Source organism: Bartonella sp. AP20NXHL, assembly GCF_042196165.1.
GTDB lineage: Bacteria > Pseudomonadota > Alphaproteobacteria > Rhizobiales > Rhizobiaceae > Bartonella.
In genome coordinates this window covers 1-13,701 of record NZ_JBHIPV010000004.1, presented here as the reverse complement: position 1 = coordinate 13,701, position 13,701 = coordinate 1, and the positions used below count along the sequence as shown (strand labels likewise).

Genomic DNA, 13,701 nt, shown 5'->3' with positions numbered 1-13,701 from the left:
GCACCTTCCTAAACAGATGATGTTTTTTACGCTACATCATGATAACGGCAAAATATGAATACTGTTTTAACCATCACGAATGACCACAATTTTTTATCTACCATACTAACGAAATGTCCCCCTTCAGGACAGGTATACTGAAGTAACTCACACAACTTAAAAAATACACGACATCTTTGTTTATTTTTAGTTTTCTTTTTTATCAACCAAGTGTAAAAAGAATTGAAGATGATATTCAAAAAAAAGCTTATCCGATAAATCTGTAAAATGAATCACATAAATGATTAAGCAGAAAAACTCTGAAAAATTAATCTACCATAAGATTGGCACTAAAAAGGAACCTCATTTTTATAAAAAGAGAGAGAGAAAAGTAAAAGTTAAGTTATTTTAGGCAATGTAAAAAGATATTCTTTTTAAAAGAAAGCAAACTGTAAACAATGGAAGAAGTATTGTGTGTTCTAATCGCAATAAAGACGTACAACCCAATAAAAAAATTAAATCTCATAAAACTAAACAATGTGATCTGCTCATTGCCGGAGGGGCAGCTGTCGGTTTAACCTTAGCGATAGCACTCAAGCAAACAGCCCCTAATCTGAAAATAAAAATCGTTGATGCTGCTCCACAAGGAGATCCCCCTGCTTCTAACATACGAACCATTGCCCTTGCTGCTGCTTCTATTCGTATGTTAAAACAATTACAATGTTGGGAACCTATAAAACCCTATGCGCAACCCATTCATTCAATGATCATCACAGATGCAAGCACTAGTGATCCTGTCAAACCCACCCTTTTAACCTTTGAAGGCGACATTACCCCCGGTGAGCCCTTTGCTGCTATGGTAGAGCATAGAGAACTCATCAACACTTTAAAAAAACGTGTCAAAGATCTCAATATCCCTGTTATTACAAACACGCGTGTCATTGATTTTCATCAAGAACACCAACATACAACCGTCACTTTAAATAATGAAGAGGTTTGGCAAACAAAATTGCTTATTGCAGCTGACGGAGCCCATTCGAAATTACGCCAAAAAGCTGGTCTGAAAAATTTTTCTCATCCCTATAAACAAACAGCAATCATCTGCACAGTTGAACATGAAAAACCCCATAATGGTCAAGCAATTCAACATTTTTTACCTGCCGGTCCTTTTGCTCTTCTCCCTCTCAAAGGCAACCGATCCGCCATTGTGTGGAATGAAGATCATAAAACTGCGCAATATTATCTCAAAGCTGATGCACTTATTTTTGAAACAGAACTCGAAAGACGCATTGGCCATCGGTTAGGCAAACTCTCTTGGGATGGCGAACGTCAAGCTTTTCCTTTGAGTCTTTCTTTAACACGTCAATGCGTTAAACCACGTTTTGCTCTCGTTGGCGATGCCGCCCATACCATCCACCCCATTGCAGGACAAGGACTCAATTTAGGATTACGCGATAGCGCTGCCCTCGCTGAAGTGATTATTGAAACAGCACGACTAGGTCTTGACATTGGCTCCCTCACGGCTTTAGAGCGCTATCAAAGCTGGAGACGTTTTGAAATTGTCCGTATGGCTTTAAGCAATGATTGGCTTAATAAACTCTTTTCTAATGATAGCCTTCTTTTACGGATGCTCCGCGATACCGGCCTTGGAATCATTAATCAAGCGCCAAAAATAAAAAAATACTTCATTCAAGAAGCTGCCGGACTCACTCCAAATGCCCCACGTCTTCTACACGGCTTCCCACTTTAAGAAAAAATTCATACTATTTTACAACCTTTGCCTTCCTCCTTCAAAGAACAAAAAATTCCTATCTCATCCAATCTGTTTACAAACCGGATTCCTGTCGAGTAATTTTTTCTTGACTTCCTCCTCCCATATTTCACTCAACATAAGACTCGACAAGCAAGCTACATTATGAGAATATTCACTACGCACTGAAAAAAACGTTTAATGTCTCAAAGAGGTTGTTGCTTTATATCACCACACTTTAAAAGAAGCCATTTCACGGCATAATAAAATAAACAAGACTTTTTAGCACACAACACTTTTATTTATAATAATAAGTTCATTGTTCTCATATTGAGTGAGAAATCTAAAGATCATAAAATACCCTTATTTCAAATCTCTCTACATGTTGAAGCAATCAAAATCATTCGCTTGCACATCACAAGCGAAAGTGTCGTATAAATAAAAACAATTAAACAAAGCGACAAAAGCCTCCCTCTCTCAAGAACTAAGGACTTTAGCAATATTGGAGGCGAGTAAAGTGTATAAGGACGCCGGCTTATACTTTTTATTGAAGTAAAAATGGTGGTGTACAATGAATTTTATATGATCATAAGGGCTTTTACGTTATACTATTCACGAGAAGCGCCATAAAATAAGCTTAGTTGTATTGAAAAATTTTTCTTTTAAAAAAGCGCGTAAATTGGAAACACAAATGCATTCCGTTTGGGGCATTCTGTTTCTCAGACAAACCCTTTAACTTATTGTGGAATACCACACAATTTTAGAAAAAATATTCCGACATATAACAAAGTATTCCGCACTCTATACCATCACACACAATTGTAAACCTGCATACCCCCCCTATTTCACACCATAAAAGAAGATAAACCGCAATAGAAATGATCCAATCCTTTTATTTTCAAATACACTCTTTATTCATTATTCATAAACGCTCAGAAATGAATTTTAATCACAAACGCTCAGAAATATGTCATAAATTCTATAAAACCCATAACAGCCATAGAAATTTTCCATTTTCTACACACTCACTCATCTCAACTAACGATAAATAAAGTAAATGCCTCATATATAATCTTACAGAAAAAAGCCCAAACAAAATCTATAACATCAGGCTTGTTCTACAGAACAGTATTTCAAAAATATAAGTATACTAATTTATTAACATATTAATTGATAAAATTATCATTTTACATATTGAGTTAAAATCCCTATGCAATAAATTATTCTCATTTCGACCATTTTTGTAAATAATCAATAAAACTCTTTATTTACATAGACTAAAAAGAGCAACGTTAATGAAACGATAAAAAGAAGTAAAATACCCCCCTCTCTCAAATGCCAAAAGCAATTACAATATTTCAACCTGGCATCATCATTATGCTTGCCAGATTATGACAACAAGACCTTTTGCATTTAAATAAATTGTTCACGCTCCCTATTGTTGTATTTGGTAACTCAATACTTTAATATATTTGTTCAGTATGTTTATACAATCAAATTACCCAAAAGAGCATACTTCTTGCATTTACATTCCTTAGTATTCCCTTATCTTGTAAATATCGCACACGTGTTACGTTACTTCGAGTTCATCAAGTGTATACCCATTCTCCAACCACTCTTTAATCCACTTAGGTCTACGTCCACGCCCATTCCATAATTCCCATTGGTTATTGGGATTTCTATAATGGCGCTCTTTGCTCACAAGATCAGCGATATCAATTCCATGGGCATTAGCAATTTCAAGAATTTTTCGTCGCGCATTTTGCTTTTCCTTTGCTTGCCGTTTTTTTAATTCCACATCGATTTGTGTACGCATCTCTTGTAGCTCATCAAAATTCATATTCTTGAGATCATTCACCTTAATTACTCCCCTTGCAAAAAAGAATTTCTTTTTGCCATATTTTAAACACAATTATAGACAATTTCTGTCCATTTATTATCGAAATTAAAATTACGATACATATATCACTTTGACGGAGATGTGCTTTGAGCCACAAAGAACTGTTTATTGGTATATCAACTACCACCACTGCATCTTTTTTCAGTTCAATTACTGGAACTACTAAATGCAGTGCTCAAACACCATCACACCTCTCTGACTCTCATGAATCAGTAGTCAAAAGTAAATATAAATCGTCACTCTATAAATTATGGCAATACGCAACAAAGAACAAGCCCTCTCTGTATAATGATAGTGTAGTTCATTATAACAGTAAAACCTCCCCTTACACACAACGGCTTTTTACTTCGTATAAATTTTTTTTGAAAAAATTTTTGCAACTAGAGAATTATATAAAACAAGCAGCTTCAATACAGTATCAAAGATTATTATTTTTTAAAAGCAGCGCCTTTTTTCGTGATTCCAATAATATTGGTTGGCGTAATGTGCTCTATTTTATTCAACACTTTTATCTTGTTGGTTGGATATTCGCATATATTAGAAATCTTCTTAGAAGAGAACAAAGCAATAATCACAAGGAATATTCTAAGCTAAACAATCTCATTCTGCAAATTTATAAAATCAAAAGACAACGAGAAAAAGCACCACAAAGAATTAGCATTTGTATTAATAAAATTCTTCGTAATAAGGTGTATTGCTAATGATTGTTCCAGATTTCACATTTTTTGCTGCTGCATACATATCCAATACGCCCCCCATAGCATTTTCAGTTATCGCCAAACAAGAAGCGCGGGACAATGTCTATGTAATAGATGATAAAGATAACTTGTTCTATCAATCATCTCAGCTTAAGGAAACAATCGCAACAGCTGAACAGAGTGAACATAATTTTAACATAATTTTAGGGCAAATTGGTGTTGGAAATGTGAAATTGTTTTCTCTTTTTGATGCATTTGATTTTTGCAGAAATCTTACAGCTGCACAAAGCGCTTTAACTTACTGCTATGAACAAACAACATCAAAGTGCGTCTTTGAAAAAGCGACTTTGCAGTCTGTGCTGAATTTTTACAATACAGAAAACTCAAGCCACACCCGTATGCAAAAAATTACTTCATATGTTGGAGTAAAAGCTGCTGTACGAGGAAATGAAGACTTGCAGGAGCCTGTAAAGCTTAAAAAAGAAGAACCAGAACAGACAACTAAAGTAGATTCTCTTTCTCTCTCTTCAAAAGGAGAAGAAGATGCATTTACACATAAAGAAAGTAGCGCCCGCGATGCTTTTTCAGCTGAAGATTTTTCTTCATCGAGAAGATCGCAGAGTGAGGACTGATATTTTCACGAAACTCCAGAAATTTGATAGGATATTATAATGAAGGGTAGATAAGAAAATGTTAAAGCTCTAATTAGTAAGATTGAACAAAATCTCTTCTAATTGAGGGCAAAGATAATGAAAATGATAGAACAAAACAGCGTTGATATAGCATTTAGTCAAAAAGCAGCACGTGAGATTACAGTCGTGATGCTTTCAGAAAGAGAATGGTATTTCACGTTTATTTCTGACGATCCAATCACCGGAAAGCCAAATAAATATACGTTACTTACACAAAGAGGAAAACTAAGAACTTGGGCTGATCCAAAATATCTTTTTAAGTTTCTTCATGAACGAGGGGTCATTTGTGGGAGTTTTAATCTTAATCAGGATAAAGGACATGAAACAATTAAATATTCTTCACACAACAGCTCGTAATAAAATTGCTGCATTTTCTGCAGCTTTAACCGTATTTTTTATGACCAATCCCGCATATACCCAAGCAGCAGGTTTAGATCCTGCAAAAAAAGCTTTGGAGCTGCTTCAAACAGATTTGAAAGCGATTATCCCTATCGCCGCTGCCGTGATACTTTTGTGCTTAGCAATTGCTTATGCAGGGCGCTATATCGGAAAAGATACATTCGTACGGTGGGCAATTGGTGTCGTTATCGCTGGTTCAGCAGCTGAACTTGCCGATTTATTATTTAAACCAAACTGATAAATATTTTAGACATAAAATGTTTCTTTCAGGAAATAAGAAGATTAGATTTCTGTGTTTTTATTTAGCACAATAAAAACTATATCAAAAAAGAGATTATTTATGTCAACTGTAATCTAAATTGGAATAAACAATATGAAACAATTAAAAACTCTTCAAACAATAATTTGGAATAAAGCTACTAAAACCTCTACAGCTTTAACTGTATTTTTTATGGCCAATCCTGTGTTAGCCCAAGCAGTAGTTTTACAGCCTGCAAACAAAGCTTTAACTGCACTCCAAACAGACTTGAAGACGATTATCCCTATCGCCGCTGCTGTTATACTTTTGTGCTTAGCAATTGGTTATGCAGGGCGCTACATCGGAAAAGACACATTTGTACGGTGGGCAATTGGTGTCGTTATCGCTGGTTCAGCAGCTGAACTTACTGGTTTATTATTTACAAAATGATAATCTTTTGAAACATGAAATGCTTCTTTCGTAAAAAAGAAATTTAGGTTTCAGTGCTTTTATTGCACATCAATAAAATTATTCCTTATTTCATGGAAAAACTACTTACGTCAAATACAATTTGATAAGGTTGAATAATATGAGAAAATTAATAAATTTTCAATTGAAAGATAATAATAAAATTACCGCAGCCTCCGCAGCTTTAACTGTATTTTTTATGAACAATCCCGTATGGGCTCAAGCAGCACAAGGTTTGAAAAACGCAGATACAGCTTTAAAAGCGCTCCAAAAAGACTTGAAAGATATTATCCCCATTGCTGCTGCCGTGATACTTTTGTGCTTAGCAATTGGTTATGCAGGGCGCTACATCGGAAAAGATACATTCGTACGGTGGGCAATTGGTGTTGTTATCGCTGGTTCAGCAGCTGAACTTGCAAATATGTTATTCATAAAAGTGTAATGAGCATGACTATTAAAGTCATGCTGTATAAAATATCTTTTTATTCTAAAGAAAAGTCTAAATTGAGATAAACAATATGAAACAATCAAATACCCTTCAAACAATAATTAGAAATAAAACTACTAAAATCTCTGCAGCTTTAACTGTATTTTTTATGAGCAATCCTGTGTGTGCTCAAGCAAAATTAACAAATGCAAAAACTGCTTTAGAGACACTCCAAAAAGACTTGAAAGTGATTATCCCTATTGCTGCTGCCGTTATCCTCTTGTGCTTAGCAATTGGTTATGCAGGGCGCTACATCGGAAAAGATACATTCGTACGGTGGGCAATTGGTGTTGTTATCGCTGGTTCAGCAACCCAACTTGCAAATATGTTATTCATAAACACGTAATGAGAATGACTATTAAAGTTATGCTGTATAAAATATCTTTTTATTCTAAAGAGAAATCTAAATTGAGATAAACAATATGAAACAATTAAAAATTCTTCAAACAATAATTCGGAATAAAGCTACTAAAACCTCTGCAGCTTTAACTGTGTTTTTTATGGCCAATCCTGTGTATGCTCAAGTAACATTAAAAAATGCAAAAACTGCTTTAGAGTCTTTACGGGACGACCTTATTAAAAACATTATCCCTATTGCTGCTGCCGTGATACTTTTGTGCTTAGCAATTGGTTATGCAGGGCGCTACATCGGAAAGGATACATTTGTACGCTGGGCAATTGGTGTTGTTATCGCTGGTTCAGCAACCCAACTTGCTACAATGCTATTTACAGGTAAACCATGAATACGTATAATACAAAATGTTTTTAATATAAAAGTTCATTCAGTAATTATTAACATGGCAAAATGCTATTCCATTTATAATAGTAAATACAAAGTATTCATAAGAACTTAATAAGGGTAAAATATGCAAAAACCAATTAATCTCCAATCAAAAAATAATAAAAAAATCACCACACTTTCTGCAGCTATGACCGCATTTTTTGTAACAAATCCTGCATATGCAGCGTTAAATAATGCTAAAACAGCTTTAGAAAGTCTCAAAACAGATCTTACTACCAATATTATTCCTATTGCTGCTGCTGTTATACTTTTGTGCTTAGCAATTGGTTATGCAGGACGCTATATCGGAAAAGACACATTTGTACGGTGGGCAATCGGTGTTGTTATCGCTGGCTCAGCAACCCAACTTGCTACAATGTTATTTAAACAATGAATAAATATAACATAAAATGTTTTTAAGATAAAAGTTCATCCAGTAATCATTAACATGGCAAAATGCTATTCCATTTATAATAGTAAATACAAAGCATTCATAAGAACTTAATGAGAGTAAAATATGCAAAAACTAATTAATCTCCAATCAGAAAATAATAAGAAAATCGCTACACTTTCTGCAGCTATAGCTGCATTTTTTATAACACATCCTGCATATGCAGAAATACAGAATGCTAAAAAAGCTTTAGAAGCTCTGAAAACAGATCTTATTGATAATATTATTCCTGTTGCTGCTGCTCTTATACTTTTGTGCTTAGCAATTGGTTATGCGGGACGCTACATTGAAAGAGATACATTTATACGGTGGGCAATCGGTGTTGTCATCGCTGGCTCAGCAAGCCAACTTGCTACAATGCTATTTACAGGTAAATAAATATAATACAAAATGTTTTTAAAATAAAAATTCATCTAATAATTATTAACATATCAAAATGTTATTCCGTTTATAATAGTAAATATAAAGCATTTATAAGAATTTAATAAGAGTGAAATATGCAAAAACTAATCAACCTTCAATCAAAAAATAACAACAGAGTCATTGCGATTTCTGCGACTATAGTTGCATTTTTTATAACGCATCCCGCATATGCAGAAATAAAGAATGCTAAAGACGCTTTAAATGCTCTGAAAAACGATCTTACTACCCATATTATCCCTATTGCTGCTGCCGTTATCCTCTTGTGCTTAGCAATTGGTTACGCAGGGCGCTACATTGAAAGGGATACATTTATACGATGGGCCGTCGGCGTTGTCATCGCTGGCTCAGCAACCCAACTTGCTACAATGCTATTTACAGGTCAAGCATAAATTAGTATAATACAAAATGTTTTTAAAATAAAAATTCATCTAATAATTATTGACATGGCAAAATGCTATTCCGTTTATGATAGAAATACAAAGCATTTATAAGAATTTAATAAGAGTGAAATATGCAAAAACTAATCAACCTTCAATCAAAAAATAACAACAGAGTCATTGCGATTTCTGCGACTATAGTTGCATTTTTTATAACGCATCCCGCATATGCAGAAATAAAGAATGCTAAAGACGCTTTAAATGCTCTGAAAAACGATCTTACTACCCATATTATCCCTATTGCTGCTGCCGTTATCCTCTTGTGCTTAGCAATTGGTTACGCAGGGCGCTACATTGAAAGGGATACATTTATACGATGGGCCGTCGGCGTTGTCATCGCTGGCTCAGCAACCCAACTTGCTACAATGCTATTTACAGGTAATCCATAAGTAATTATAATACAAAACGTTTTTAATGTAAAAACTCATCTAATAATAAGAGTAAAATATGCAAAAACTAATCAACCTTCAATCAAAAAATAACAACAGAGTCATTGCGATTTCTGCGACTATAACTGCGTTTTTTATAACGTATCCCGCATATGCAGCAATAGATAATGCTAAAAACGCTTTAGAAGCTCTGCAAAAAGATCTTATTGGTAATATTATTCCTGTTGCTGCTGCTCTTATACTTTTGTGCTTAGCAATTGGTTATGCGGGACGCTACATTGAAAGAGATACATTTATACGGTGGGCAATCGGTGTTGTCATCGCTGGCTCAGCAAGCCAACTTGCTAAAATGCTATTTACAGGTCAAGCATAAATTAGTATAATACGTAATGTTTTTAATGTTCGTCGATTATAGATTTGCACCAGTAATAATGTAGCTCATACTACGAAAAAAGGAATATTATTTATAGCAACTTTAATTAAAAGGGGATAAAAGATATGAAACAATTAAATACGCTTCAATCAAAAATATGTAAGATTAGTGCTATTTTTATCACTTCGATTATGTTATTAATAACTCAATCTGCATATGCTCAGACGGAAACAAAGAGTTTAGATGTTTTCATAGGGATGCAATATGGATTAAGTATAATTATTCCTATCGTTGCTGCTATCATTCTTTTATTACTTTTGCTTATTTATATATTTCGCATCATCGCAAGAGCTACATTTATGCGATGGGCATTCAGTGTCATTATTGCTGGTGCAGCTTTTTATATTAGCCACATATTATTTCACCTCCAGTGACGAGGACATTCCATGAAATCGCAAGAAAAAAAAGAATTCCCCCTATTCAAGGGAGCAACACGTGTTCCAACGATATGGGGTGTCCCCATGATGCCATTTATCGTTATGGTTATGGGGGTCGCTGTTATTGCCATGACAGTAAGTATCTTTTTATGGATTATAGCACCTCCATTATGGTTCATTATGGTGCAAATTACTAAAAACGATGATAAAGCGTTTCGTATTTGGTGGTTATGGATCGATACTAAGTTTCGCAATCGTAACAAAGGTTTTTGGGGCGCATCAAGTTATAGTCCCTCTGATTATAGTAAAAGGAGATAAACATGACAGCTGTTGAAAGCAGCAAACGCCTTGCATCAGAGACACCTGTAAGCCTGTTTCTGCCTTATTCACATCATATTACAGATACGATTATTTCTACTAAAAATGCGGAATATTTGTCAATTTGGAAAATTGATGGGCGTTCGCATCAAAGCGCTTCAGAAGAAGATATTTTTCAATGGATAAAAGAGCTTAACAATACTCTACGGGGTCTTGCATCAGCCAATTTATCATTTTGGACGCATATTGTGCGCCGTCGTGTTTATGAATATCCCGATTCAACATTTGATCAAATGTTTTGCTATCAACTTGATGAAAAATATCGACAAAGCTTTACTGGTTATAATTTGATGGTCAATGATTTATATCTGACTGTTATTTTTCAACCGATAGCGGATAAAATTATGTCGTTCTTTTCTAAACATGAACGTGAAACGCTTGATCAAAAAAAGATGCGACAAGACACATGTATCAAAGAACTCAATGACATCAACCGTACTTTAGGCCAATCTTTAAACCGTTACGGTGCAGAACTTCTTGGTGCTTATGAAAAAAATGGGCATGTTTATTCTTCTGCACTTGAATTCCTTGGAATGCTTGTCAATGGTGAATATCGCCCTATGCCAATTTGCCATGATCGTTTTTCCGACTATATGTCTATCAATCGACCTTTTTTCTCAAAATGGGGTGCTCTTGGTGAACTGCGAACAACCAGTGGAATGCGTCGATTTGGAATGCTGGAAATTAAAGAATATGATGCAACAACCAAACCAGGACAATTAAATGTTTTGTTGGAAAGTGACTTCGAGTTCGTATTGACGCAGAGCTTTTCAGTACTCTCTCGACATGCTGCTAAAGACTATTTACAACGGCATCAGCGTAATCTTATTGATGCACGAGATGTAGCAACGAGCCAAATTGAACAAATTGACGAAGCACTAAACCAGCTTATCAGTGGGCATTTTGTCATGGGAGAACATCACTGCACATTGACTATCTATGGTGATACAATTCAACAAGTACGCGACCATATGGCCAAAGCGAGTGCAGCATTACTAGACGTTGCGGTACTGCCCAAACCTGTAGACTTAGCGATAGAAGCTGGCTATTGGGCACAACTTCCTGGCAATTGGAAATGGAGACCACGTCCTGCTCCGATTACATCATTGAACTTTTTATCATTTTCATCTTTTCATAATTTTATGTCAGGAAAACCCACTGGCAACCCGTGGGGACCAGCTGTCACAATTCTTAAAACAACCAGTAAAACACCGCTTTATTTCAATTTTCATGCCTCCAAACTTGAAGAGGACTCGACAGATAAACGTTTACTTGGTAATACCGCACTTATCGGACAATCTGGTTCCGGTAAAACTGTGTTACTCGGCTTTTTGTTAGCACAAGCACAAAAATTTAAGCCGACAACTGTTGTTTTTGATAAAGATCGTGGCATGGAAATTGCCATTCGGGCGATGGGTGGAAAATATTTAACATTCAAGCCAGGCAGGAGAAGTGGTTTCAATCCTTTCCAACTCCCCCCCACACAAGAAAATCTTATTTTTCTGAAACAATTTGTTAAAAAATTGGCAGAAGCTGGTGGTGAGGTCACGCATCACGACGAGGAAGAAATTAACAAAGCGGTTATGTCTGTTATGAGCAGTAACATTGACCAATCACTCCGTCGTTTGTCCTTTCTGGTACAATTTTTACCAAATCCGCGTTTAAGTGATTATAATGCTCATCCTTCTGTTCATGCTCGCTTACTAAAATGGTGTGAAGGTGGTGATTATGGATGGTTATTTGATAATCCCCATGATGCTCTTGATCTCTCAACACATCAAATTTACGGCTTTGATATCACGGAATTTTTAGATAATTTTGAAACTCGCACTCCAGTGATGATGTATTTGCTTTACCGCACAGAAGGCATGATTAGCGGACAGCGATTTATGTATATCTTTGATGAGTTTTGGAAGCCTTTGCAAGATCCGTACTTTGAAGATTTAGCAAAAAATAAACAAAAGACTATCCGTAAACAAAATGGTATTTTTGTTTATGCAACACAAGAGCCTAGCGATGCCTTGGAAAGTAATATTGCCAAAACACTCATTCAACAGTGTGCAACTTACATTTTTCTAGCCAACCCCAAAGCAAACTATGAAGATTATACAAAAGGCTTTAAACTAACAGATACCGAATTTGAACTCGTTAAAGGACTTGGTGAGTTTAGTCGCCAATTCCTCATTAAGCAGGGTGATCAATCTGCGCTTGCAGAACTGAATCTTGGTAAATTCCATCTGACACGCGATGGAAGAACCATCGAACACGACTTTAGTGACGAGCTCTTGGTGTTATCAGGTACACCTGATAACGCAGAATTAGCCGAAAGCATTATCGCGGAAGTCGGTGATGATCCAGCAATATGGTTGCCAATTTTCTTACAGCACGCAAAAAATGACAGGAGGGAAACATGAAAAAAAAGGTCATTTCAATAGTAGTTGTAATAACTTTAGGGATTTCAAACCCAGCAATGGCCTGGGTTTTTGGCGCTGGAGCAGCGGATTTGTCTGCATCAATTCCAACGACGTGGCCCAATTTTTTTGGGAGTTCAAAAACATCAAAGAAAACACCTCCACAACAAAAGAAAGCGCCACCTGATGCCCAACTTCTCGATATGCTAAAAAAACAACTTGAGGAAACAAAAAAGATACACAAATCTATAACGGGAAACCAAAAGTTCGACACTAAAAAACTTAAAAGTGCACAAACAGATCACAGCAGTTTTTTTCTCAAAAATCCAGAAACGCTCTACAATAGAAATGAATCTTCAGCGCTATCTACATCACTTAAAAAGATTTTAAAAGAAGAAGAAATTCCTATTTCTATCCATGAATCTAGCAGTTTTATCAACGATCGTATTCAATATGCAGCCATCACTGATAAAGCCGTAAGTTTAAAGACTTTTGAAGAAGCAAACTATCGTTTTCAGCAAATTGAAGAACTATTAAATGAAATCAAGACAACAAAAGATCTAAAAAGTATTGCTGAGTTACAAGCATATATAATTGGAATGCTCGCTAAGCTACAAAATGAAACAGCAAAACTACAAATGGTCGCACATTTACGCAACGCTGAACATGCACTTATCAAACAGCAGAAGGACAAACATAACATAAAAATTTTAAATAGTAAAAACACGAAAATGCCTACCATAAGATTTATTAGATAAAGCTTTTTGTAACAATATTTCGTTGTATTATTTTTCTTGTATGCTCGAAAAAAGAAAAAGTTAATGTATAATATTCAGTCCTTTCTCATAAACTGAAAAGGTCTACGAAATTTAATTCCATCCTAAAAAAATCAACGAAAAATGCTTAAAAATCATATAAAAAGTTGAAAATTCATTAAAGAGGAATTCCATGAACTTTACAGTGTTCACGCAACTTTTCAATAAAATTGATCAGATAACAAAAACATATGT

At 35.3% G+C, this 13,701-nt stretch carries 19 protein-coding genes; 18 read left to right on the top strand and 1 reads right to left on the bottom strand.

Going from position 1 to position 13,701, the window contains the following annotated elements; translation table 11 throughout:
- Positions 1 to 451: 451 nt before the first annotated feature.
- Positions 452 to 1,729, top strand: a complete 1,278-nt coding sequence (locus tag ACFILL_RS03290) for a ubiquinone biosynthesis hydroxylase (RefSeq protein WP_375630903.1) — start codon at positions 452 to 454, stop codon at positions 1,727 to 1,729.
- 1,570 nt (positions 1,730 to 3,299) lie between these two features.
- On the opposite strand, the gene ACFILL_RS03285 is transcribed toward ACFILL_RS03290, so the two are convergent.
- Positions 3,300 to 3,587, bottom strand: a complete 288-nt coding sequence (locus tag ACFILL_RS03285) for an H-NS family nucleoid-associated regulatory protein (RefSeq protein ID WP_015857007.1) — start codon at positions 3,585 to 3,587, stop codon at positions 3,300 to 3,302.
- A gap of 128 nt (positions 3,588 to 3,715) precedes the next feature.
- On the opposite strand from ACFILL_RS03285, the gene ACFILL_RS03280 reads away from it, so the two are divergent.
- From ACFILL_RS03280 to ACFILL_RS03200, 17 genes are all read left to right on the top strand, one after another.
- On the top strand, positions 3,716 to 4,330 hold the full coding sequence (locus tag ACFILL_RS03280) for a hypothetical protein (RefSeq protein ID WP_375643237.1): 615 nt from the start codon (positions 3,716 to 3,718) through the stop codon (positions 4,328 to 4,330).
- Positions 4,330 to 4,959 carry a TrwN protein gene (locus tag ACFILL_RS03275; RefSeq protein WP_375643236.1) on the top strand — a complete coding sequence of 210 codons (630 nt, stop codon included), beginning with the start codon at positions 4,330 to 4,332 and terminating at the stop codon, positions 4,957 to 4,959. The genes ACFILL_RS03280 and ACFILL_RS03275 overlap by 1 nt, the downstream gene beginning before the upstream one ends.
- A 117-nt stretch (positions 4,960 to 5,076) precedes the next feature.
- The gene (korA, locus tag ACFILL_RS03270) at positions 5,077 to 5,376 is read left to right on the top strand and encodes a KorA family transcriptional regulator (RefSeq protein WP_375630977.1); all 300 of its coding nucleotides are present in this window, start codon (positions 5,077 to 5,079) and stop codon (positions 5,374 to 5,376) included.
- Positions 5,339 to 5,656 (top strand): VirB2 family type IV secretion system major pilin TrwL, encoded by a 318-nt coding sequence (gene trwL, locus ACFILL_RS03265; protein WP_375643235.1) that lies wholly within the window; start codon positions 5,339 to 5,341, stop codon positions 5,654 to 5,656. The genes korA and trwL (ACFILL_RS03265) overlap by 38 nt, the downstream gene beginning before the upstream one ends.
- 135 nt (positions 5,657 to 5,791) lie before the next feature.
- Positions 5,792 to 6,106, top strand: coding sequence for a VirB2 family type IV secretion system major pilin TrwL (gene trwL / locus ACFILL_RS03260; RefSeq protein ID WP_375643233.1), 315 nt, complete (start codon positions 5,792 to 5,794; stop codon positions 6,104 to 6,106).
- Between the two features lie 139 nt (positions 6,107 to 6,245).
- A complete protein-coding gene (gene trwL, locus ACFILL_RS03255; protein WP_375643232.1) occupies positions 6,246 to 6,566 on the top strand; it encodes a VirB2 family type IV secretion system major pilin TrwL in 321 nt (106 codons plus the stop codon).
- A gap of 76 nt (positions 6,567 to 6,642) precedes the next feature.
- Entirely contained in the window at positions 6,643 to 6,957 is a 315-nt protein-coding gene (trwL, locus tag ACFILL_RS03250) for a VirB2 family type IV secretion system major pilin TrwL (RefSeq protein ID WP_375667355.1), read from the top strand.
- Positions 6,958 to 7,033: 76 nt separating this feature from the next.
- Positions 7,034 to 7,354, top strand: a complete 321-nt coding sequence (gene trwL, locus ACFILL_RS03245; protein ID WP_375643747.1) for a VirB2 family type IV secretion system major pilin TrwL — start codon at positions 7,034 to 7,036, stop codon at positions 7,352 to 7,354.
- Between the two features lie 123 nt (positions 7,355 to 7,477).
- Complete coding sequence (gene trwL, locus ACFILL_RS03240) at positions 7,478 to 7,786, top strand: VirB2 family type IV secretion system major pilin TrwL (RefSeq protein ID WP_375643745.1); 309 nt, start codon at positions 7,478 to 7,480, stop codon at positions 7,784 to 7,786.
- Positions 7,787 to 7,909: 123 nt separating this feature from the next.
- Positions 7,910 to 8,221: a VirB2 family type IV secretion system major pilin TrwL gene (gene trwL, locus ACFILL_RS03235; protein ID WP_375643743.1), complete on the top strand. Its 312-nt coding sequence runs from the start codon at positions 7,910 to 7,912 to the stop codon at positions 8,219 to 8,221.
- Between the two features lie 119 nt (positions 8,222 to 8,340).
- Positions 8,341 to 8,655, top strand: a complete 315-nt coding sequence (trwL, locus tag ACFILL_RS03230; protein ID WP_375667356.1) for a VirB2 family type IV secretion system major pilin TrwL — start codon at positions 8,341 to 8,343, stop codon at positions 8,653 to 8,655.
- Positions 8,656 to 8,777: 122 nt separating this feature from the next.
- Entirely contained in the window at positions 8,778 to 9,092 is a 315-nt protein-coding gene (gene trwL, locus ACFILL_RS03225) for a VirB2 family type IV secretion system major pilin TrwL (protein WP_375643742.1), read from the top strand.
- Between the two features lie 58 nt (positions 9,093 to 9,150).
- The gene (gene trwL, locus ACFILL_RS03220) at positions 9,151 to 9,465 is read left to right on the top strand and encodes a VirB2 family type IV secretion system major pilin TrwL (RefSeq protein WP_375643741.1); all 315 of its coding nucleotides are present in this window, start codon (positions 9,151 to 9,153) and stop codon (positions 9,463 to 9,465) included.
- A 125-nt stretch (positions 9,466 to 9,590) separates the two neighbouring features.
- Positions 9,591 to 9,899, top strand: a complete 309-nt coding sequence (locus tag ACFILL_RS03215) for a conjugal transfer protein (protein WP_375637541.1) — start codon at positions 9,591 to 9,593, stop codon at positions 9,897 to 9,899.
- A 12-nt stretch (positions 9,900 to 9,911) separates the two neighbouring features.
- The gene (locus tag ACFILL_RS03210; protein WP_375613868.1) at positions 9,912 to 10,220 is read left to right on the top strand and encodes a type IV secretion system protein VirB3; all 309 of its coding nucleotides are present in this window, start codon (positions 9,912 to 9,914) and stop codon (positions 10,218 to 10,220) included.
- 2 nt (positions 10,221 to 10,222) lie between these two features.
- Positions 10,223 to 12,694: a VirB4 family type IV secretion/conjugal transfer ATPase gene (locus ACFILL_RS03205; protein WP_375637540.1), complete on the top strand. Its 2,472-nt coding sequence runs from the start codon at positions 10,223 to 10,225 to the stop codon at positions 12,692 to 12,694.
- Positions 12,691 to 13,449, top strand: a complete 759-nt coding sequence (locus tag ACFILL_RS03200) for a type IV secretion system protein (RefSeq protein WP_375643740.1) — start codon at positions 12,691 to 12,693, stop codon at positions 13,447 to 13,449. Before ACFILL_RS03205 ends, ACFILL_RS03200 begins: the two co-directional genes overlap by 4 nt.
- Positions 13,450 to 13,701: the final 252 nt, after the last annotated feature.

Bases quoted from the DNA above. Each gene is read 5' to 3' on its own strand.
- ACFILL_RS03205 (WP_375637540.1), top strand. From the start codon at position 10,223: ATGACAGCTGTTGAAAGCAGCAAACGCCTTGCATCAGAGACACCTGTA.
- trwL (WP_375643745.1), top strand. From the start codon at position 7,478: ATGCAAAAACCAATTAATCTCCAATCAAAAAATAATAAAAAAATCACC.
- trwL (WP_375643743.1), top strand. From the start codon at position 7,910: ATGCAAAAACTAATTAATCTCCAATCAGAAAATAATAAGAAAATCGCT.
- trwL (WP_375643747.1), top strand. From the start codon at position 7,034: ATGAAACAATTAAAAATTCTTCAAACAATAATTCGGAATAAAGCTACT.
- trwL (WP_375643235.1), top strand. From the start codon at position 5,339: ATGAAACAATTAAATATTCTTCACACAACAGCTCGTAATAAAATTGCT.
- ACFILL_RS03215 (WP_375637541.1), top strand. From the start codon at position 9,591: ATGAAACAATTAAATACGCTTCAATCAAAAATATGTAAGATTAGTGCT.
- trwL (WP_375643233.1), top strand. From the start codon at position 5,792: ATGAAACAATTAAAAACTCTTCAAACAATAATTTGGAATAAAGCTACT.
- trwL (WP_375667355.1), top strand. From the start codon at position 6,643: ATGAAACAATCAAATACCCTTCAAACAATAATTAGAAATAAAACTACT.
- ACFILL_RS03200 (WP_375643740.1), top strand. From the start codon at position 12,691: ATGAAAAAAAAGGTCATTTCAATAGTAGTTGTAATAACTTTAGGGATT.
- korA (WP_375630977.1), top strand. From the start codon at position 5,077: ATGAAAATGATAGAACAAAACAGCGTTGATATAGCATTTAGTCAAAAA.
- trwL (WP_375667356.1), top strand. From the start codon at position 8,341: ATGCAAAAACTAATCAACCTTCAATCAAAAAATAACAACAGAGTCATT.
- trwL (WP_375643742.1), top strand. From the start codon at position 8,778: ATGCAAAAACTAATCAACCTTCAATCAAAAAATAACAACAGAGTCATT.
- trwL (WP_375643741.1), top strand. From the start codon at position 9,151: ATGCAAAAACTAATCAACCTTCAATCAAAAAATAACAACAGAGTCATT.
- ACFILL_RS03210 (WP_375613868.1), top strand. From the start codon at position 9,912: ATGAAATCGCAAGAAAAAAAAGAATTCCCCCTATTCAAGGGAGCAACA.
- trwL (WP_375643232.1), top strand. From the start codon at position 6,246: ATGAGAAAATTAATAAATTTTCAATTGAAAGATAATAATAAAATTACC.
- ACFILL_RS03275 (WP_375643236.1), top strand. From the start codon at position 4,330: ATGATTGTTCCAGATTTCACATTTTTTGCTGCTGCATACATATCCAAT.